We start from the raw sequence: 20319 nt of genomic DNA on the forward strand, positions 1-20319 counted from the left end.
GACAAGAGCCGCACCACGATGAAAGCCTTTCTAATTGATCGCTATGGCAAGAACAGCGGGCGCATTGGCGAAGCGCCCACGCCAACGGTAGGTGCCCACGACGTGTTGATCGAGGTCCACGCCAGCAGCGTCAACGTGCTGGACTCGAAGATCCGCAACGGCGAATTCAAGCTGATCCTGCCCTATGCATTGCCGCTGGTACTGGGCAACGACCTGGCGGGCGTCGTGGTTGAGGTTGGCCCCCAAGTGCAACGCTTCAAGCCGGGAGACGAAGTCTACGCGCGCCCGCCTGAAACACGGATCGGGACGTTCGCCCAGTGGATCGCCGTGAACGAAAACGCAATCGCCCTGAAACCTGCCAACACCAGCATGACCGAGGCCGCGTCGATCCCCTTGGTTGCACTCACCGCCTGGCAAGTGCTGGTGGAAACCGCGCAGGTGAAAAAGGGCCAGAAAGTGCTGATCCACGCAGGCGCAGGCGGTGTCGGCACCCTTGCCATCCAGCTGGCCAAACACCTCGGCGCTTTCGTCGCGACCACCACCAGCACGGCGAATGTCGAATGGGTCAAAGCCCTGGGCGCCGATCAGGTAATCGACTACAAGCAGCAGAACTTCGAAAGCCTCTTGCATGGCTACGACCTGGTGTTGAACAGCCTGGGCAGCGACGTACTGGAAAAGTCCCTCAAGGTCCTCAAGCCCGGCGGACAGCTGATTTCCATCTCCGGGCCACCCACGGTGCAATTCGCCCAGGAGCAAGGGCTGGCCTGGCCGTTGCAGCAGGTCATGCGCCTCTTGAGCTTCGGTATCCGGCGCAAGGCGCGCCAGCGGGACGTCCGCTACGCCTTTGTGTTCATGCGGGCCGATGGCGCCCAGCTGCAACAGATCACCGCGCTGATCGAGGCCGGAATCATCAAGCCTGTGGTTGACCGCAGCTTCAGTTTCGAATCGACGGCAGAGGCCTTGCAGTACGTCGAGCAGGGACGAACCAAGGGCAAGGTGGTGGTCAGGATCAAATGACCCCATCGCCTACCGATGACCCGACTGAATCGACGACAACCCCTGAACCCGACGAGGCAACGCCAGCGCAGGCGCCGGACAAACCTGCACCGCAAGTGCCGGCGGATGCTGTTGCGCCGCCACAGATCCTTTGGCACCGCTTGATGCTGGAGCCGTAGGTCCGTCGGCTTTTCTGGCGACAACCCAGGCCGGCTAAACCTCGGCCGACGCCCCCTCATCGGCTTCGCGCAGAATCCGTTCAAGCGCCGGCCGCGTCCACTTTTCCCAAGGCAACTCATCCTGCCCATCCCCCGGGTGACGATACTCTCCCGCATCAAACGCGAGGTAGATGGAAAAGGCCGGCTCGGGCATGTCAGCGTTCAAGGACACATCAACAATGTCACTGAACAAGGTATTCATGACCGCATCGCCGTAATGAAAGTCGCGCTGCCCCTCGATAAAGAGCCGGGCCACCGCCATGGCGACTTGATTGAAAAGAGCACACCGGTCTATCTGCATCCCGTCATACAGAAGATTCAGGTCATGGCAGGAGTCGCTTTCGATCGATTCCAGCACCTTGTGAAGCTCGGCTTCACTCAACATCCTCTGCATCCACTGGCCCACCGTTTGTCCGGGAGGCGCAGATTAACATCCGCCAAACGCCCTGTTCATCGGATCAAGGCCACCGAGGAGGACCGGCAAGCCGTGGTTTCAACGGTTGTCGAGGCTGTTCGCGGTCGCACCCATTTTTTCCTGCGCTACATGGAATGAGCCCCCCGGGTGTTGGCGACAACAGAGTGGTGCTGGAACACGGGGGGTACAAGGGCCTCTCTCAGCAGCGCCATTGCCCTAGCCTCACTTGGGCGCTGAAAGCCGCGGCAAAAACACCTACACCGCACGAACCACGGTGTAAGTGAGGGTGGCGGAAAACAGCGCCAGAACGACGGCGGTGCCCCGGGAAAACAGCGGTCCAGAAACCCGCCCCAGGTATTGGGCTCGAATGCCCGCCCCCAGCGAGACCCAGAGCAAGGCTATTGGCGCCAGTGCCAGGAAGAAAGCGCTCAATGACGGCAGGAAATCCCCCAGGCTGGCGAATGAGGTGGCCGGGAAGATCACACTGGCGAAGATCAGCCCCTTGGGGTTGAGCAAGGTCGCAATCAACAGGTGCCGTGGCCAGCTCTCAAAGCGCTCGGTGTGCTGGGCTCCGGTGGTGGAGGTCTTCCAGGTCTTCAAGGCCAGCGCCGCGATGTACAAGGCGCACAGCAGCTTGATCAGGTGGATCAGCCACGGGTAGTCGTGGGACAGCAGCACAAGCCCCCAGCCCCAGGTGCAGATCGAAACGGTGTAGCCGAGCATTTCGATCAACACCAGTGGCAGCGAGCGCAACACGCCGAACTTGAAGCCCGAGGCCAGCAGCAAGGTGTTTGAGGGCCCCGGCACTACCAGTATCAGGGACGAAAAAAGCGCGATCTTGTAGAGGTCATCCATTTGCATGGCTTCCTATTCCGTTAGGAAAGTGGGTCTGGGGGGAGTGCTGCCAGAGGCAGCGTTTCAGGGGCTCAGGTGGAATGCCCACCCATGGATTTGTAAATGCTGATCAGGTGAGTACGCAGTTGACTGTCGCTATTGACCAGGTCGCGCTGCGCCTCCAGCACGGTGCGCTGCGCTTCCAGTTCCTCCAGGTAGCTGGCCTCCCCGGCCGCGTACCGGACGCGGGTCCACTCATAGGTGCGGGCCTTGCTGTCATAGCTGTCCTTGAGGTGCGCGGCACGCTGGTATTCGTTGTGGTAGCGGCTCATCGCATCGTCCACTTCCTGCCAGGCTGCCAGTACGGTCCGGTGAAATGCCACGGCCGCCTCTTGCTGTTCGAGTGTGCGCAGGACCACGGTCTTGCTGCGCCGCCCACGGTCGAACAGCGGCAGGTCCAGGCGCGGCCCTACCGACCAGGTGCGGCTGCTCCAGTCGGCAAACTGGCCGCTCTTGTAGGATTCGAAGCCGAAATCGGCCCCCAGCATCACGCTCGGGTACAGTTCGGCCTCGGCCACTCCGATGCCCGCCGTCGCCCGGTGCAAGCGGGCCTGGGCTGCGCGGATGTCCGGACGCTCCCGGGCCAGGTCGCCAGGCAGGCCCAACTGCAGGTTGGGCAGCGGGCGGCTCAAGGCATTATCAGGCCGCTCCGCGAGCAAGGTTTCCAGGGCTCCGGGATGCTCCCCCAGCAACAGCGCAATACGGTTGCCCGCCTGGGTGTGCAGCGCCTTCCAACCCGGTATCTGTGCATGCAGCGAGGCCAGCCGTGCCTCTTGGCGTTCCACCGCGAACCCGTCTTCCTCGCCCTCCCGGGCCTGGACGGCAACCACTTGCAGGTGCGCGGCCAGGATCTGTGCCTCCTGCTCCAGAAGACGGGTCTGGCGCTGTGCGGTACGCACTTCGAAGTAGTTTCGCGCCAGCTCGCTGGAGACACTGAGCAACACGTCGTCCAGGGTCGCGGCCGCACCATCGACCTCGGCCTGGGCGGCTTCACCCAGGCGTGACACCCGCCCCCAGAGATCCAGCTCCCATGAAACGTCGAACCCGGCCTGGTACAGGCTATAAGGGTCGGTAAGCACCTTTTCCAGGGCATCACTGTCGCTGCCCAAGGCTTCAAGCATTCGATTGTTCGGCGCATACCGGCTTTGCCGGTTTCGCGAAGCCGCCGCGGAAAAGGACACTTCGGGCGTTTCCAGGGAAGCGACTATCTGGCGTTGCAACCGCACCTGGGCAAACCGCAGCAAGGCCGTGTGCAGGTCCGGGCTGCCTTCGCGCACCTGGGCCTGCAGCTGGTCCAGCACCGGGTCGCCAAACACCTGCCACCAGTTGCCGTCTGCGGTTTGCGAGGTGGTCGCCGGGGCTTTGCCCGGCACCGAAGACGCTGGCGGACCACTGTGCCAATCCGTCCAGCGTTCCGGGCTGGGAACTGCCGGGGCCTTGAAATCGGGCCCGACGGTGCAGGCGGTGATGGCCAGCAGCATGGCCAGCGTCAGCCCATTACGCAGGTATCCAGAGTGAGTAGTTTTCATGACGTTCCTTATCACACCAATCGATTGCGAAACAGCCACGCAGCCAGCGGCAGGGTCACCAGCGCAACGGCAAACATGGGCACCAGGTTCCAGGACACATCCGCCAGCGTTGCCCCCTCCAGGTAGATCCTCCTGACCAGGTCGATGGCAAAGCGCAGCGGATCGAGATAGGTCAGCAGTTGCAGGGCCTCGGGCATGCTGTGCACCGGGGTGATCAGGCCGGAGAGCAGGATCAGCGGCATCATCAGCACGAAGGTGTACACCATGGCCTGCTGCATGTTGGCCGACAGCGCCGAGATCGACAGCCCGATGCCCACGCAGGCGCTGGTGAAGACGAACAGCCCCAGGTACAGGTCCAGCACGGAGCCGATCATGGGGATCTTGAACCAGAACAGGCCGATGAGGAGGATCAGGCTGGACTGCAAAAGACCGATCAGTACCGACGGCAGGGCCTTGCCCAGCAGGATCACGAAAGGCGTCAGCGGAGTCACCAGCAGTTGGTCGAAGGTGCCCTGCTCGCGCTCCCTGGCTACCGACAACGCCGCCAGCATCAGGGTCTGGATCATGCTCAGCGCGGCGATCAGGCCCGGCACTATGTTCCAGCGGGTTTGCAGGTTGGGGTTGAACCAGGCACGGGTCTCCAGGCGTACCGGCGCGTTGTCCACCGCCAGGAACTGCTGGTTGAAGTCAGCCACCAGGTTGGCGATATGCCCGGCCGCCATTCCCGCGGTCGTCGAGTTGCGCCCATCCAGGATCAACTGCAAGCCGGCGTTTTCATGCCGGCTCAGGCGCTCGTCGAAGTCTGCGGCGATATGCAGCACCAGCAAGGCACTGCCCCGGTCGATTACCGGGGCGATCTCATCGACGCTGGTCAGGGTCGACACTCGGGCAAATACCCCGGAGGCATCGAAGCGTGCCAAAAGCTCTGTCGAAGCGCGCCCCTGGCTCTGATCCAGCACGGCATAGGGCACGTAGTTCAGGTCGTAGGTGGCGCCGTAGCCGAACAGCAATGACTGGACGATCGCCGGGGCAATCAGGATCACCCGGTTGGCCGGGTCCTTGACGATGGCCAGGAACTCCTTCTGAAACAGGAACAGCAACTCGCGTAGGAAATTCATCAGCTTGTCCATGGCTTCAATCCAGCTTCTTGCGGGTGCACAGGCGTGCAGCGTTCAACAGGAACACGGCGTAGGCCGCGAGGATTGCGAGGTTCTTGGCGATCAATGGCCAGTTGTTGCCAGCCAGGAACAGGGTCTTGACCAGCTCCATGAAGTAAGTCGCCGGCAGGATCGAGCCCACCACGCGGATGAACGTCGGCACATTGCGCAGATCGAAGAGGAACCCCGAGAGCATCAGCGCCGGCAGGAAGCTGAAGATGATCGCGATCTGGCTGGCCAGGAACTGGTTGCGTGTCTTCGCCGAAATCAGCAGGCCAATGCCCAGGGTGACCAGCAGGTAGAGCATGGAGCTCAGCAGCAGGAGCACCAGCGAACCCTGGATCGGTACCTCGAACAGCAACCGCGCCGAAACCAGGCACATCACCAGGCCCAGCAGGCCCACCAGGAAATAGGGAATGATCTTGGCCAGGAGTATTTCGATCGACCTGACCGGGGTGACGAACAGTGATTCGAGCGTGCCCCGCTCCCACTCCCGGGCCAGTACCAGAGAGGTCAGGAAGGCACCCACCAGGGTCATGATCAGGGCGATGAGCCCGGGCACCAGGTACCAGGTACTGCTGTTGGCGGCGTTGAACCACATGCGTTCGACGACCAGCACCCGACCGGCCGACTGGGGCTGCCGGGAGCGGTCGAACTGCTGCTGTTGCCAGACATTCAGCGCGCCCCTGACATAGCGTCCAAGGGTCGCCGCGCTGTTGGCATCGGCGCCATGCAGGAGCAATTGCAAGCGCGCATCCTGCTGTTCGAGGCGCCTGGAAAAATCCGCCGGCACGCGCACGATGCCGTCGACCCGACGCTTGTCCATCAGCGCTTGGGCCTCGGCCATGCTGGTCACCTGGACCACCGAGAAGTAGTCCGAACTCGCAAGCTTCGCCACCACGCTGCGGGCGCTGGGGGAGCTGTCTTCCAGGACCACGGCCAGCGGCGTGTTGCGAATGTCCAGGGACAGGCCGTAGCCAAATATCAGGATCAGTACGATGGGCAGGACAATGCCTATCGCCAGGTTGCTCTTGTCACGCATCAATTGGCGCAACTCCTTTCGGGTGAGCGCAATGAGCCTGCGCCTGAACCCTGAGGCGGATCGATTGGAGTCAGTCATGGTCATTCCTCACTGCACCGGGGCGCTGGCCTGGGCCCGAGCACGCTCGACCACGGCAATGAAGGCGCTGTTCATGTCGGCAAGCGACTCGCTGCCCTGGTGGCGTACCTGTTCCGGAGTGCCCAGGGCCAGCAGCCGTCCGGCATCCTGGATGACGATACGGTCGCAGTACTCGGCCTCTTCCATGAAGTGGGTGGTGATCACGATCGTCGTGCCGCTTTGCGCCAGGGCGGTGATACGGCGCCAGAATGCCCGGCGGGCCAAGGGGTCGATACCGCTGGTGGGTTCGTCGAGAAACAGGATCTGCGGCTCGTGCAGCAACGCGACCGCCATGGCCAGGCGCTGCTTGTAGCCACCGGGCAGCTCGCCGCTGCGCAGGTGCTTGTGTTCGTCGAGGTCGAACTGTTCGAGCATCAACGCCACCCGCGCTTTCAGCTTCGCGCCGTGCAGGCCATAGGCGCCGCCGAAGAAGCGCAGGTTCTCCAGGGCCGACAGGTTCGCGTACAGGGCGAACTTCTGCGAGACGTAGCCGATCTTGCGCCGCGCCGCCGCACGTGCGGTGCGCAGGTTGACGCCAGCCACCTCAAGGTGCCCGCTGGAGGCGGGAAGCAAACCGCAAAGCATGCGAAACGTGGTGGTCTTGCCGGCTCCGTTGGGGCCCAGTAAGCCGAATATCTCGCCCTTCAACACCTCGAACGAGGTGCTGGCAACCGCGGTGAAGTCCCCGAACTTGCGCACCAGGTCGCGGACCTCGATGACCACCGCACGCCCAGAGGCAGCGTCGCCCTGGCCGTCGCTGGCGGGCGCCTGCGCCGGCTCGTCCAGGCTTGCAACGCTGCCAACCTGTTGCCGGAGCAACACCATGAAGCCATCTTCGAGGCGGGCCTCCAGCGCCTGGGGAGAGGCCTGGCCAGCCAGGGATGGAATGGCCTGCAGAGGCACCTGGGCGCTGCGGATAAAGCGAACCATGCCGCCTTCGGGCACGGCATCTATGATGTGTTCATTGTCGTCAAGCAAGCGCGCCTGCAACAGCCTGGCCGGGGTGCCGGCCTCGGGGCCGACGCCATAGCACAGGCCCTGCGCCAGATGGCACAACTGCGCCGGTGGCCCCTGGGCGATCAGCCGCCCCTGGTACAGCACAAAGACCTGGGCGCAACGCTGGGCCTCGTCCATGTAGGCAGTGCTGATCAGCACCGTGAGGTTTTCCTGCTCGATCAGTTGTTCGATGATGCTCCACAGTTCCCGCCGCGACAGCGGATCCACCCCCACGGTGGGCTCGTCCAGCAGCAACAGTTGCGGTGAACGGACCAGGGTACAGGCCAGCCCCAGTTTCTGTTTCATGCCGCCGGAAAGCTGTCCGGCCAGCCGGTCGCGAAAACGCGTCAGGTCCATCATCTGCAGCAACCGGGAAAAGCGCTCCTCGCGCTGCTGGGCGCGCACGCCATGCAGGTCGGCGTAGAGTTCGAGGTTTTCCTGGATCGTCAGGTCTTCGTACAGGCCGAACTTCTGGGGCATGTAGCTGATGAGGTCCTGCACCTGCTGCGGATCTGCGGCGACGTCCAGCCCCAGCACCTTCAACAGCCCTTCGTCGGCCTTGAGCAAGCCGGCAATCATCCGCAACAGGGTGGTTTTTCCGGCCCCGTCCGGCCCCACCAGGGCACTCAACTTGCCACTGGGCACCTCCAGAGAAACCTGCTCTAGAGCCAACTGTTCTCGCGTTCCACTGCGAAAGCGCTTGACCAGTTCAACAGCCTGAACCGTTACCGCTGGCGCACTCATGGCGTGGCCCCGGCCACCGGTGCCTGGTCAAGGTAGACGGTCGCCGGCATACCGAGCCGCAGGCGATCGTCAGGGTCCTTGACCAGCACCCGGATCTCGTAGACCAGGCTGGTGCGCAGGTCTTCCGTTTCCACCGACTTGGGGGTGAATTCGGCAACCGAGGAGATGTAGCCGACTTTGCCGTCGATGGCCTGGTCAGGAAAGCTGTCGGTGTAGACCCGCGCCATCTGGTCCGCACGTATGTGGCCCAACTGGCGCTCGTTGACATAGGCCCGTACCCACTTGGGGTCGGTCAGGGCCAGGGCAAACACCGGGCGCTGCGGCGAGGCCATATCCCCCGGCTCCAGCAGGCGCGTGCGGATCCGGGCCTGGGTCGGCGCCTTGAGCTGAGCGCGCGCCAGGTAATGTTCCAGCAGGTCCAGGTCGGCCCTGGAGGCTTGCAGGTCGGCCGTGGCCTGGGCGATGTCTTCATTGCGTGGGCCGATCTTGGCCAGGGTCCAGGATTCGCGCTGCTCCTGCGACTGGGCCTTGGCCACTTGCAAGCGGGCGGCTGCCTGGTCCAGGCGTTGCTGGCTGACGCCCTTGCCCTGGGTGTCGTCGGCGATCCTGCGCAGGCGCTGCATGTGCAGTTGAGCCAGCTGCATTTGCGCCTGGGCGGCATCAAAACGTGCCTTGGACTGCTCGACCTCTTGAGGCCGTGTGCCATTTTTCAAGCGCAGCAGCGCCTGTTCCTGGGCGCCGATCCTGGCCTTGGAGCGATTTATTTCCAGGCGCAGTGTGCGTGTGTCGAGTTCCGCCAGGACCTGGCCTGGCTGCACCAGGTCGCCCTCTTCGGCATACAGCGCGGCGATTCGCTCACTGCCGTCGAACGCCAGTGACATCTGGCGAATGTCGACGTTGCCATGGAGCTTGAGGTGGTCGTTCTGCTTCTCGGGGCGAAGGAGAAACCAGGAAACACCCGCTGTGGCCACCAGCAGTACGGCAACCCCTACAATCAACTGCTTCTTCATCCATGAGTCCTTTGTTTGCCAAGGCTTAATTAAAATTCAATTTGAATTTAAATTAGAAAATAACAGATACTGGCCATGAAGCAACCCCCCGCTCAGACCACGAGGAACATCATGAACACGCGACGCAGAACCAGCAGAAGCGACGGCGAACACACTAAAATCCGCATTCTCGAAGTGGCTGCCCGCCTGTTTGCCCAGCATGGCTATGCCAACACCGCGAGCAAGCTCATCTGTGAAGAAGCCGGCGCCGACCTCGCCGCCATCAACTACCACTTCGGTAGTCGGGAAGCCCTGTACAAGGCGGTGCTGATCGAGGGACACAAGCAGCTGGTGAGCTTCGAAGCCCTGTCGCAGCTGGCGCAAAGCGAAGAGCCGGCGCTGATCAAGCTCGATAGCTTCATCGATGCCATCGTCACCCGGGTGCTCGATGAGCAGAGCTGGCAAAGCAAAGTCTGTGCACGGGAAATACTGGCGCCCACTGTCCATTTCACCAGCCTTGTGCAAGAAGAAGTGATGCCCAAATTCCGCCTGCTGGAAGCGCTCATCAGCGAGATCACCGGCTTTCCGATCGGTGACCCGGCGCTGGCGCGTTGCACCATCAGCATCATCGCGCCCTGCCTGATGCTGGCGGTGATAGATCGCCAGCAGCCCAGCCCACTGCAAGCCGTCCTGCAACACGACGCCAACGCCCTGAAAGCCCACTTCAAGCTGTTCGCCAGGTCCGGCCTCGCGGCCATTGCCCAATAGTCGGCTCACACCGCCAGACTGCCAGGCTGATTGTGCAGGGCGCTGCCCAGCACTGTTTTGACCCGCGACATGACCTGGGCGTCGAGAAAGAAATGGCCACCGGCAAACACGAACTGCTCGAAGCCGCCCAGGGTGTAGCGCCGCCACTGCTGCATCTGCGCAGGCGGCGCAATCAGGTCCTGGGCGCCGCTCAGGCAGATCATGCGGGTGTCCAGCGGCTGCGGCTGGGCACCGGCGTAGGAGTAGACCATCTGTATGTCGGCCTGAATGATGGGCAGGTACATCTGCATCAGGTCCTCCTCGGCCAGCACCACCGCCGGCACGCCCCCCATGGCCTGCAGCGCGGCGATGGCCTGCTCTGCCGGCAGCTGGTGCAGCGGTGCTACCCGTTGCCGCACATGGGGCGCAACCATGCCCGAGAGCATCAGTTGCTGCGGCATCGGCAACCGCCGCTCCTGCAGCACACCGGCGACCGCAAAGGCCAGCAAGGCGCCCATGCTGTGGCCGAAGAAACAGCAGGGGATGTCATCGCCAAACTGCTCCAGGCAGTCGGCCACGTCATTGGCCGCCGCCTGCATGTCGCTGTAGCAGGCCTCCTGGCTGCGACCCTCGCGGCCCGGCAACTGCAAGGCATACAGGTCGACCTGGTCGTACAGGGGCAGGAACCAGCGATGAAAGACCGAGGCCCCGCTCCCGGCATAGGGAAAGGTGAACAGGCGCATCTTGCCCCGAGGCCGGCTGGCATAGGGAAACCAGGCGTCCTTGGCCACGCGTGATGGAGTTCCCATGGGTCAGCCCTCCACCTGCCTGGCCAGGGCGAAGCGATCGACCTTGCCATTGGCGTTGCGTGGCAGTGCGTCCAGGCACAGCACCTTGTCGATGATCATGTAGCGAGGCAGGCGCTGGGCGCAGTGGCGCTTGAGGTCGATCAGCGAAAGAGCGTCCCGGGTGTGAGCGACCAGCACGCCCCACAACTGCGCGTTCATCCCCTCCCCGACCACCAGCACGGCGGCCTCGCTGACCTGGGGATGGGCCAGCAGCGCGGCTTCGACTTCCCCGCGCTCGATCCGGTTGCCACGCACCTTGAGCATGTCGTCACGACGCCCCAGGTATTCGTAGTTGCCGTCAGGCCGCTGCCTGACCATATCGCCGGTCTTGTAGGGCCCCTCCTGAGCCGGCTTGGCGAAATAGCCCAGCATGACCGTAGGCCCCTGCACCACCAGCTCACCTTCTTCACCCACTGCACAGCGGCTGCCATCAGGCTTTTGCGCCCACACCTGGTTGCCGGAGGCGGCCGTGCCGATGGGCACCGGGAGCACGCGCTCGGGATCGATGGCGCCGACCTCGAATGCGGTGCACACATTGGTTTCCGTGGGGCCGAAGAGATTGGCCAGACGCACATCGGCATAGGCCGCGCGCAGGTCACGCAGGTGCTTGACCGGAAAAGGCTCGCCGGCGAACAACAGTACCCGCAGGGTGTCCTGGATATCGCTGAGCAAGTCGCCGTCTTGCATCATCATCATGAGTACCGAGGGCACCGAGTACCAGATGCTGATTTCGTGCTGGCGGATGAAGTCGGTCAGCAGCCGCGGCGAGAACGCGATCGACTCGGGAACCAGGCACACCGTCGCGCCCACATTGAGCGCGCAGTAGATGTCCAGGACCGACAGGTCGAAATGCAGGGGGGCATGGTTGGCGAAACGCTCGCCAGGCTGGAAGCAATAGCGCTCGCACGCCCAGTCGACGAAGGCCAGGGCATTGCCGTGGCTGAGCGCAACCCCTTTGGGCACGCCGGTGGACCCGGAGGTGTAGAGGATGTAGGCCAGATCGTCCGGCTGGATGCGCAGCGTAGGCACTACGCTGGAGCCGGTATCGATGTTGCGCCAGTAGCCGGCGCTGGCCGGGTCGTCCAGGACCACGCTGCGCACCTGGGCAAGCGCGGAGCCGGCGAGTTCTTCCTGGCGTGCCGCGGTGCAGAGGACCAGCACGGCCTGGGAATCCCCGGCGATCTTTTCCAGGCGCGACACCGGGCTCAGAGGGTCCACCGGCACATACACCACCCCCAGCCGCAGGGCCGCCTGCATGACCGCCACCAGGTCCACCGACTTGTGCGCCCAGAGCAGGATCCGCTGCCCCTGGCCGACCCCCAGGGCACAGAGCATTGCCACGAATTCCCGGATCCTGAGCTCCAGCGCCTCGTAGCTCAAGGCATCCTGCTCATCCACCACCGCCGTCTGCCGCGGGTAGCGGGCAAGGCTGTGCATCATCCGTTCATGGAGCAGCTTCATAGCTTCAGCTCCCGGGCAATGATCTCGTGCTGCATGTCGCTGGTGCCGGAAAAGATCGTAGTGCCGATGGAGTCGCGCAGCATCGCCTCGATCCCGAAAGACTCCAGGCAGCCCCGGCCGCCGAAAATCCTCACCGCATCGATGCTAGATGCCAGCGCCCCTTCACTGATGGCCAGTTTCGACAGGGCAATGTTGAGCTGCCCCGGATCGCCCTGGTCCATGCCCCAGCACGCCCGGAACAGCAGCAACCGCGCCGACTCCAGGCGCAGCTTCATTTGCGCGATACGGTGCGAAACCGCCTGGTTGTCGCCAATCGGCTTGCCAAACTGGCGCCGGGTGCGCGCATGCTCGATGGTCTGTTCCAGTTGCCGTTCCATCATCCCCAGGAACGCTGCGAACAGGCAGGCACGCTCCCAGCCCATGGAGCTCTGGAACACCTGCCGGCCCTGCCCCTCCTCACCCAGGCGGTTGACCTCAGGAACCCTGCAATCGTCAAAGAACACTTCACCCGCGGGGCAGCTTCTCAGGCATACCTTGTCCAGGGGCTCACTGACCCTGAGCCCCGCACTGCTGCGGTGGACGATAAAACCGCTGACCCCCAGGGCACCGTACTCGGGCTGGGTGGTGGCATAGGTCACGAAGATGTCGGCAATCGGCGCATTGCCGGCAAAGCTCTTGTGGCCGTCAAGGCGATAACTGCCATCGGCCTGGGGCCAGGCACGGCTCTTCAAATTGCTGGAGTCGGAGCCGGCCTCGGGTTCGGTGATTGCGTTGGAGCCGATGAATTCACCGCTGGCGAGTTTGGGCAACACATCGCGTTTGGTTTCCGCTGTTGCGAACTCGACGATCGGCATCGCACAGGCAAACTGGTGGGCCGCCGCCGCGAACACCAGGCCCATGTCTGTGCAACCCAGGCCAAAGGCGTGCATGGCAATGGCCGTCGACAGTGCACCCAGGCCCTGGCCACCGTATTCCCGGGGAATCGACAGCCCCAGCAATCCGGCCTCGCCGCAGATCGCCCATTGCCGGGCGGTGAAATACCGCGAGTGTTCATTGCCACAGGCCGCCAGTTGCTCGGCACACACCTGGGCGATCATGGCCGCATGTTTTTTCTGGGTATCGTCGTAGTTGAAGTCCATTTCAACTCTCCTTGCGCAGGGAAGGTTTTCTGAAGGATCGATAGAAAATCAGCCGCCCGACCTCTGAGGGCACTTGCATCAGACCCCACCAGAGCGCCTTGAGCTTTCTCAAGGTGGTCAGTTGATAGACACGAGCGTGAGGATTAGCAAAATCAAAAATAGGCGGAACAAAACTGGCGTTGGCAAGCTCCGCAAAGATGCTGCTCGCCGCGTGCGCAGCAGAGACCTTGGCGCTTTTGACGTCATCACAAAGGCCCAGCGTAGTGTTGAGAATATCCTTGTACCCCTGATACAGAGGCATCCAGAAACCGTCCTCTGCGAGCTGGTCGATTTCATCGAACACTTGCGGGTCCAGGTCCTTGGCAAAGGCATCGTTGATCTTGCGCGCGGTGATGGTGGCGGCAATCGACTGCAGCAGCCAGACACGGGCGAAGGCATTCCACAACTCGGGGTCGCGAAACGACACATAGGCCGCTGAGGCGATCCGGTCACTCAAGCTGATGATGCTGTCCTGGGTCAGGACAAAATCATTCAGGGCCGGGCTGCGGTAGTCACCGCTGTGCGCCGCCTTGATCAGCCGGTGCGCCAGCGCCAGAACCAGTTCCGCAGCATTGGACAGCTTGCGCGAGAACAACAGATCATTGCTCGCGGCGCCCTCATCGAACATCAGGCAGCGGCGTTCGAGCGCCGTGCGATAGACCTGCCGGGGCGGCTGGCGCAGCGCCCACTCGCGCACCCGCCGGGCGCCGGACAGGTGCCGCCCCAGGCCGGGGTACAGCTCGATCAGGCCGGCCAGTACCTGGTCGCCGTCCATGCTCGGGCAGAGGTCCTCACGCAGTGAAACCAGCACGCTGACCAAAGGGTTGCGCGAGTGCTGATGGTTGTTGAACGGGATGACCCCCACCCAGCCCCCGTCGAACACGTGATGCAGAGTGCCGCCATGCCACTGGCCGGGAAAATCGCCCTGCACGCACTCATCGAACGGCACCACCCCGAGCATATGAGTGGAGAATTCCAGGGTCCGGGTCTTCTGCGTCGAAGCCTGGCTGACCAGGCCAGCCTGCCGCGCCAGCACCTGGCCGCCCTGGCTGCCATCAACCATGAAATCGGCAGTGACCCAGCGCCCCAGTGCCGTAGCTACCTTGACCCCGCTGTCCTCGACCAGCACCTCGGGGCTGTTATCGATCTCCACCAGCTGCGCGCCATAACCGATGGCCGCTGCCAGCAGATAGGCATCGATATCGGGCCTGAACAGATGATTCTCGCCATGCTCGGAGGGCACGTTGAATTGCAGCGCCTGACCCAGGTCCACCGCCCGGCTGCGCTGGTGATAGATGAACCCGAGGTTCTTCTTGACCCCGGAAGACGGCATCACCTTCTGCTGGATATCCCGGGTGCGGGCGATATTCTTTATTTCCGGCACGCCATAGCGGTCGGCAATCAGCTCGAAAATCATCGAGGTATAGGGAATCGTCGCCTCACCGGTAAGGTCGGGGGGCATCTGCCGGTTGCGCAACAAACCGACCCGGACCTTGTTCCGGGCCAGGCAGGCGGCGAGCATGATCACGCTGATGCTGTTGCCCGCCAAGAGAATGTCGTAATGCTCTGGCGCCTTGCCAGACTGCACATCGTTCATAACCACCTCAATCACAGATCATGGGTCTGGGTTGCACTGTCCGCGGCCCGTCAGGCCTCGGCCACGCAGCCCTGTTCCTTTATCGAACGGGCCAGGAAGTCCGGCCACATCAGGCCCGGACACTCAAGAAACTCGCGGGCCTTGATCTCCAGCTTCAGATCGCGCCGGCAGCGGGCGACCATGTCCATCACCAGCAGCGAGTCCAGGCCGTAGTCCATCAGGCTGCCGCCATCCTCGAGCTTGGCCCGCACCTGTTCGGTCTTGACCCCGAGCAACTGCGCGTACTGCTCCCACACGTAGTCATCCAGCAATGCCAGGGCAGCAGCTTCGTCGGCGCCCGCCAGTTGCTGCAGGATCTCCACGTTGCTGCTGTCGCCGGCCCTGGCGGTCGGAGCCTGGCTGCGGATGTACTGCAGCAGCGGTTGCGGGCCGCGGGATTCGAGCAGTGGCTTGAAGCGATTCCAGTCCACCCCTGACACCACCATCTGGGGCAGCTCGCTGGCCAGAATCCGCGACAGCAGGCCGACGTTCTGTACCGGGGCGATCTGTTTCAAGCCAACGCTGGTGAGGAAATTCAGCACCTGCTCGTCGAACAGGTGACTGCCGCCGGCCCACAGCCCCCAGTCGATCACCAGGGCACTCAGGCCCATGGCCCGACGCTGCCACGCCAGGCTGTCGAGGAACTGATTGGCGGCTGCGTAGCTGGCGACATGCTGCGAACCCCAGACACTGGCGATGCTCGAACACAGGACAAAGAAGTCCAGGTCCAGCCCCAGGGACAGTTCGTGCAACAACCAGGTGCCCTCGACCTTGGGCCGCATCACCTGGTCGAAACTGTCACGGTCGACGTCCTTGAGATCCTGCGGAATTGAAATCCCGGCGGCATGGAAGATGCCCTTCAGGCTCGCGCCCGGCGCCTCCAGACCGCAGAACAGCCGCTGCATGTCCTGGGGCGAGGTGATGTCGGCCTGGACGTAACTCACCCGCGATGCCGCAGCGCCGAAGCGCTCCAGGCCCGTGGCGACATCCTCCAGTGGCCGCCGGCCGGTGATCAGCACAGCGCCCGCGCCTTTATCCAGAAGCCACTGGGCCATGGCCAGGCCAATTCCACCCATGCCGCCGGTAATCAGGTAACTGCCCTGCGGGCAAGGTGCATAGGCCTGTGCTGGCAACTGCGCAGCGCTGAAATGGTTCAGGCGCTGGACATAACGCTTGCCCGGGCGCAGGCAGATCTTGTCCTCGCCATCGGGGTCGCTGACTTCTTCGGCCAGCGCCCTTGCCCAGTGAGGATCGTCGGGGGCCAGGTCGATCAGCCCGCGCCAGTGTTCGGGGTGCTCCAGGGCGAGCGTCTTGCCCAGCCCCCACAACGGCCCGGTCGCCACTTGCAAGGGCTGGTCGCGATCCAGGCCAACGGCGTTTGCCCCTTGGGTCACCAGCCACAACCGGCCACCGCGCGGGCCCAGTTCGATGAGCGCCTGGACCATCTCCAGCAACGGGTGGAACAGCGTCGCCTGCAGGCTCGACAGGCTCTGAAGCGTGGTCGAGCCGGCATCCTCGATGTCTTTGCCATCGAGCACGATGATATCGGCGGCCAAGACCTCGCCTTCATCGGTCAATGCCTGGCTCGGGTCCTGGGCCAGCACCCTCCGCGCGCTATCGAGCAACTGCTGCGGGCACAGGACCCGGGCACGATGCCCGCCACGCTGCAGGTGTTCGACCAGGGGAGCGGCGGTCTCCGGCGAGCGGCTGACCAGGGTGAACAAGCGGCCCTGCTGCGGCACTTCGGCGCGCTGGCGAGGGCGTTCGAGCCAATCCAGGCTGTAGAGCACGTCGGGCTGGTAAAGCATGCCACGCAGCGCCTCCTCACTCGGGGCGGCAGCCAGGGTCAGCCCTTCCAGGCTGCCTACACACTGGCCGTGCACATCGTACAAGGCGCAGTCGAACTGCTGCGGATGTGCCTGGCTCGTGGCAATCACCAGGCTTTGTGCCCGGGGCGAAGCGGACCGGCTGGCGACCCAGCGGCGGATGCCGCTTAGCGAGCCCGGCGCATCGCCCGGCACCGCCTGCCCCAGGTACTCGAGGACCTGCCCAAGGCGATTGCCGTGCGGATCGGGTTCTGCCGGCAACTGCATGTGGTAGACAAAGCCTGCGTCCTGGGCGGCGGCATGGCCCGGGTCCGGCAGGCCGCCCCGGACAGCCGCCGGCAGGCCTTCCAGGGTCAGCGACAGGACCGGCTGCCAATCGGCACCGGCAACCTTGGCCGCTGCGCTCAGGGCCGAGCAGTTGACCTCCCAGGCCGCCCCGGACAGCGGCTTGAGTTCGGTGAACAGATGCAACTGGTCATCGACATGGAACGCCAGGGCCGGGGTGATGCTGGCGAGGCTCACCCCATAGGTGTCCAGCTGCAAGTGGCCGGCCAGCTCATCGCTCAGGGCTGCCAGCAACCGGTCAGGACGCAGCAGCGCCAGGTCATCGCGGATCTCGCCGCCCACGGCCTGCAGGAGCGCGCTATCGAGCGTCGACTCGAATGCCGGAGTGGGTGCATTGACCGAATGCCCCAGCAGCCGGCCGACCGCTCCCGCAGCGACCTGTTGCAGGGGCGAGCCGCCGGCGTTGTCGAACCAGTAGCGCTGGCGCTGAAACGCATACCCGGGCAAGGCCTGGCGCAAGGCCCCGTCATGCTCGTGCAGCCGGGCCCAGTCGAGGTTATGGCCGCCCACGTAGAGCTGCGCGGCGGCCAGGCGCAGGTCCCTGGACGGATCGCCGGCCCGGCGCAGGCTGGCCAGGACCAGGCTGCCGTCCGCCAGGGGGTGACGGCCGATCAGCGGCGTCAACACAGCATCGGAGGCCACTTCAAGGAAGGTTTTAACCCCCAGCTCTGCGATCAGGGTGTTGACCCCTTCGCTGAACCTCACGGCCTGGCGGGTGTGCGTACACCAGTAATCGGGCGAGCTCAGGCTGGAGAGCGTATGCACCCGGCCAGTGACACTGCTGATGACCGGCAAGTGCGGCTCGCTGAAGGTGATCTGCGCCACCGTCTGGCGGAACGCTTCAAGCATCGGCTCGGTGGCTGCGGTATGGAAGGCATGGGAAACCGCAAGCTTCTTGACCTTGCAACCGCTGGCGAGCGCCGCTTCGGCCAGCGCCTGGACCTCGGCTTGCGGCCCGGCCACCACCACGTCCTGCGGGCTGTTGACCGCCGCCAGTTCGATCGCGCTACCGGGCCGGTCCTTGAGCAGCTCCAGCAGTTGCGCCTCGCTCATGCCCAGTGCGTACATCGCGCCGCCGGCCGTCATCAGTTGCTGGGCCAGGCGCCCACGCGCCTCCACCATACGCAGCGCGTCAGCCAGGGATACCGCCCCGGCCACACAGATTGCACCGATCTCGCCGAAACTGTGTCCGAACAGCGCATCGGCAGCGACCCCCCAATGCATCCACAACCGCGCCAGGGCATATTCGACCGCGAATATCGCCGGCTGGGCATAGCGGGTCTGTTGCAGGTAGCTGTCACTGGCCGCACCCGCGTCCAGCACCAGGGTCAGCAGGTCCACGTCCATCAGCGGCTGCAACAGGGCGCGGCATTCATCGATCTGCGCCTTGAAGAATGGTTCGCTGTCATACAGTGCCTGGGCCATTGCCCGGTACTGGCAGCCCTGCCCCGGAAAGAGCATCACCAGCGGCGCCGCCGCTCCCTGGCAGCGCCCTTCGAATACATGCCCCACCACCTTGCGTGACGCATAGGCTGCCAGTTGCTCGCGCAGCCCCTCACGGCTATCGGCCACGGCCGCGAAACGATGGCCAAAGTGCGCCCGCCCGACGTTCGCCGTGTAGCACAGGTCCTTGAGTTCGAGCTGGCTGTTGTCGGCGATAAACCGTTCATAGCGTCCGGCAATCTGGCGCCGGGGCGTCTCGCCCTTGGCCGACAGAGTGATCAGCTGCCAGGGGTTGTCGCGCCCCTGGGCACGTTCGCGCAGCGGCGCGTCGCCCACTAGCACATGGGCGTTGGTGCCGGTGACACCAAACGAACTGACACCGGCGTGCCGCGCCTTGCCCTGGCGTGGCCAGGGCGTGGATTCGGTGACCACCTTCAGGGCCAGGCGATCCCATTCGATCCGCGGGTTGGGCGTGTTGAAGTGCACCTGGGGCACCAGGGCCTCTTGTTGCAGGCACAGCAGGACCTTGGCCAGCCCGGTCACCCCGGCGACCGGTTCGAGATGCCCCATGTTGGCCTTGATCGAGCCCACCAGCAGCGGTGCATCGACGGGCCGCTGCTTGCCCAGTACCGCATGCAGGGCGTGCAGTTCGATCGGGTCGCCCAGCGCGGTGCCGGTGCCATGGGCCTCGACATAGTCGACCTCGCTGCCCTGGAGCCCGGCCTGGCCGAGCGCCAGCCTGATCACCTCTTCCTGGGCGTGGATGTTGGGCACGGTGATGCCGCTGCTGGCGCCGTCGTTGTTGACCGCACTACCCTCGATCACGGCCAGCACCGGGTCCTGGTCGCGTACCGCATCGCTCAGCCGCTTGAGCGCAAGGATCACGCAGCCTTCGGCGCGCCCGTAGCCATCGGCCGCCGCGTCGAAGGTCTTGCAGCGGCCATCGGGGGCCACGGCCCGCAGCTTGCTGACCAGGATGAAACCGTAGGGCGACAGGATCAGGTTGACCCCACCGGCCAGCGCCAGCTCGCTCTCGCGGCTGCGCAGGCTGTTGCAGGCCTGGTGCAGGGCCACCAGGGATGAGGAGCAGGAGGTGTCGAGCACCACCGCCGGGCCCCTGGAGCCCAGGGTGTAGGCAATGCGCCCGGCCACGAAGCTGGTTTCGCCATAGAACTGGTAGGCGTTGACGTCCTCGACCGCGCCCAACTGCTGGCGCAGGCGCACGTAATCATTGGTACTGACCCCCATGAACACGCCGAGCTTCTTGCCATGCAGGCTGTCGGGGGCGATCGCGGCGTTCTCCAGGGCCTCCCAGGCAACCTCCAGGGCCAGGCGCTGCTGGGGGTCCATGCCTTCGGCTTCCTTGGGCGAAATGCCGAAGAAGCCCGGGTCGAACTGATCCACCCCCTCGATGAAGCCACCGCGCATGACGTAAGCCTTGCCGGGTGCCTGGGGATCAGGATGGTAATAGTCGGTGCCGTACAGACGGTCGCTGGGCATGTCGCCCACCGCATCGGTGGCGTTTTTCAGCAGGCTCCACAGCCGCTTCGGTGTGTCGGCACTGCCCGGCAGCCGGCACCCCAGGCCCACTACGGCGATCGGCTCGACAGGCGCCGAGCTCTTGCCGGCCACCTTTTCCTTGAGCGCACGGATGGTGGTGATTGCCTGAGCAAGACTCTCTTGCAGCTGTTCCTTGCTTACATCGCGGACATCGTTATCCATAAAGGCCTCGATCAGT

The 20319-nt window shown here is 64.0% G+C and carries 14 protein-coding genes; 2 read left to right on the forward strand and 12 right to left on the reverse strand.

The features are described from left to right. Positions 1-18 precede the first annotated feature (18 nt). A complete protein-coding gene (locus tag ACUXVH_RS29745; protein WP_065363937.1) occupies positions 19-1017 on the forward strand; it encodes an NADP-dependent oxidoreductase in 999 nt (332 codons plus the stop codon). A gap of 192 nt (positions 1018-1209) precedes the next feature. Here the strand turns inward: ACUXVH_RS29745 and ACUXVH_RS29750 are convergent, their stop codons facing one another. The 7 genes from ACUXVH_RS29750 to ACUXVH_RS29780 form a co-directional block, all read right to left on the reverse strand. Beyond that, positions 1210-1599, reverse strand: coding sequence for a hypothetical protein (locus tag ACUXVH_RS29750; protein ID WP_255313422.1), 390 nt, complete (start codon positions 1597-1599; stop codon positions 1210-1212). A 285-nt stretch (positions 1600-1884) separates the two neighbouring features. Next, complete coding sequence (locus ACUXVH_RS29755) at positions 1885-2484, reverse strand: LysE family translocator (RefSeq protein ID WP_170866300.1); 600 nt, start codon at positions 2482-2484, stop codon at positions 1885-1887. 71 nt (positions 2485-2555) lie between these two features. Continuing rightward, positions 2556-4052 carry an efflux transporter outer membrane subunit gene (locus tag ACUXVH_RS29760; protein WP_019095976.1) on the reverse strand — a complete coding sequence of 499 codons (1497 nt, stop codon included), beginning with the start codon at positions 4050-4052 and terminating at the stop codon, positions 2556-2558. An 11-nt stretch (positions 4053-4063) separates the two neighbouring features. Then, positions 4064-5182 (reverse strand): ABC transporter permease, encoded by a 1119-nt coding sequence (locus ACUXVH_RS29765; protein WP_015635464.1) that lies wholly within the window; start codon positions 5180-5182, stop codon positions 4064-4066. Between the two features lie 4 nt (positions 5183-5186). Beyond that, the gene (locus tag ACUXVH_RS29770) at positions 5187-6335 is read right to left on the reverse strand and encodes an ABC transporter permease (RefSeq protein WP_019093651.1); all 1149 of its coding nucleotides are present in this window, start codon (positions 6333-6335) and stop codon (positions 5187-5189) included. Between the two features lie 3 nt (positions 6336-6338). Continuing rightward, positions 6339-8108, reverse strand: a complete 1770-nt coding sequence (locus ACUXVH_RS29775) for an ATP-binding cassette domain-containing protein (RefSeq protein WP_041117996.1) — start codon at positions 8106-8108, stop codon at positions 6339-6341. Next, positions 8105-9118, reverse strand: a complete 1014-nt coding sequence (locus ACUXVH_RS29780; protein WP_445496640.1) for an HlyD family efflux transporter periplasmic adaptor subunit — start codon at positions 9116-9118, stop codon at positions 8105-8107. Before ACUXVH_RS29780 ends, ACUXVH_RS29775 begins: the two co-directional genes overlap by 4 nt. A gap of 111 nt (positions 9119-9229) precedes the next feature. On the opposite strand from ACUXVH_RS29780, the gene ACUXVH_RS29785 reads away from it, so the two are divergent. Beyond that, positions 9230-9865, forward strand: coding sequence for a TetR/AcrR family transcriptional regulator (locus tag ACUXVH_RS29785; RefSeq protein WP_026020031.1), 636 nt, complete (start codon positions 9230-9232; stop codon positions 9863-9865). 5 nt (positions 9866-9870) lie between these two features. On the opposite strand, the gene ACUXVH_RS29790 is transcribed toward ACUXVH_RS29785, so the two are convergent. From ACUXVH_RS29790 to ACUXVH_RS29810, 5 genes are read right to left on the reverse strand one after another with little or no spacing between them, the layout of a single operon-like run. Then, entirely contained in the window at positions 9871-10653 is a 783-nt protein-coding gene (locus tag ACUXVH_RS29790; protein WP_011061085.1) for a thioesterase II family protein, read from the reverse strand. A 3-nt stretch (positions 10654-10656) separates the two neighbouring features. Next, the gene (pltF, locus tag ACUXVH_RS29795) at positions 10657-12153 is read right to left on the reverse strand and encodes an L-proline--[L-prolyl-carrier protein] ligase (protein WP_065363936.1); all 1497 of its coding nucleotides are present in this window, start codon (positions 12151-12153) and stop codon (positions 10657-10659) included. Then, positions 12150-13292, reverse strand: coding sequence for an L-prolyl-[peptidyl-carrier protein] dehydrogenase (gene pltE, locus ACUXVH_RS29800; RefSeq protein WP_011061083.1), 1143 nt, complete (start codon positions 13290-13292; stop codon positions 12150-12152). Before pltE ends, pltF begins: the two co-directional genes overlap by 4 nt. Before the next feature lies 1 nt (position 13293). Beyond that, entirely contained in the window at positions 13294-14928 is a 1635-nt protein-coding gene (locus ACUXVH_RS29805; RefSeq protein WP_053158244.1) for an NAD(P)/FAD-dependent oxidoreductase, read from the reverse strand. A gap of 50 nt (positions 14929-14978) precedes the next feature. Then, entirely contained in the window at positions 14979-20303 is a 5325-nt protein-coding gene (locus ACUXVH_RS29810) for a type I polyketide synthase (protein ID WP_065363935.1), read from the reverse strand. Between the last annotated feature and the right edge of the window lie 16 nt (positions 20304-20319).

Source organism: Pseudomonas sp. 8(2025), from assembly GCF_052665325.1.

What these genes read in the sequence shown, in the direction of transcription:
- ACUXVH_RS29775 (WP_041117996.1), bottom strand. Translation starts at nt 8,108, where the DNA reads ATGAGTGCGCCAGCGGTAACGGTTCAGGCTGTTGAACTGGTCAAGCGC.
- ACUXVH_RS29810 (WP_065363935.1), bottom strand. Translation starts at nt 20,303, where the DNA reads ATGGATAACGATGTCCGCGATGTAAGCAAGGAACAGCTGCAAGAGAGT.
- pltF (WP_065363936.1), bottom strand. Translation starts at nt 12,153, where the DNA reads ATGAAGCTGCTCCATGAACGGATGATGCACAGCCTTGCCCGCTACCCG.
- ACUXVH_RS29755 (WP_170866300.1), bottom strand. Translation starts at nt 2,484, where the DNA reads ATGGATGACCTCTACAAGATCGCGCTTTTTTCGTCCCTGATACTGGTA.
- ACUXVH_RS29765 (WP_015635464.1), bottom strand. Translation starts at nt 5,182, where the DNA reads ATGGACAAGCTGATGAATTTCCTACGCGAGTTGCTGTTCCTGTTTCAG.
- ACUXVH_RS29805 (WP_053158244.1), bottom strand. Translation starts at nt 14,928, where the DNA reads ATGAACGATGTGCAGTCTGGCAAGGCGCCAGAGCATTACGACATTCTC.
- ACUXVH_RS29790 (WP_011061085.1), bottom strand. Translation starts at nt 10,653, where the DNA reads ATGGGAACTCCATCACGCGTGGCCAAGGACGCCTGGTTTCCCTATGCC.
- pltE (WP_011061083.1), bottom strand. Translation starts at nt 13,292, where the DNA reads ATGGACTTCAACTACGACGATACCCAGAAAAAACATGCGGCCATGATC.
- ACUXVH_RS29785 (WP_026020031.1), top strand. Translation starts at nt 9,230, where the DNA reads ATGAACACGCGACGCAGAACCAGCAGAAGCGACGGCGAACACACTAAA.
- ACUXVH_RS29780 (WP_445496640.1), bottom strand. Translation starts at nt 9,118, where the DNA reads ATGAAGAAGCAGTTGATTGTAGGGGTTGCCGTACTGCTGGTGGCCACA.
- ACUXVH_RS29745 (WP_065363937.1), top strand. Translation starts at nt 19, where the DNA reads ATGAAAGCCTTTCTAATTGATCGCTATGGCAAGAACAGCGGGCGCATT.
- ACUXVH_RS29750 (WP_255313422.1), bottom strand. Translation starts at nt 1,599, where the DNA reads ATGTTGAGTGAAGCCGAGCTTCACAAGGTGCTGGAATCGATCGAAAGC.
- ACUXVH_RS29760 (WP_019095976.1), bottom strand. Translation starts at nt 4,052, where the DNA reads ATGAAAACTACTCACTCTGGATACCTGCGTAATGGGCTGACGCTGGCC.
- ACUXVH_RS29770 (WP_019093651.1), bottom strand. Translation starts at nt 6,335, where the DNA reads ATGACCATGACTGACTCCAATCGATCCGCCTCAGGGTTCAGGCGCAGG.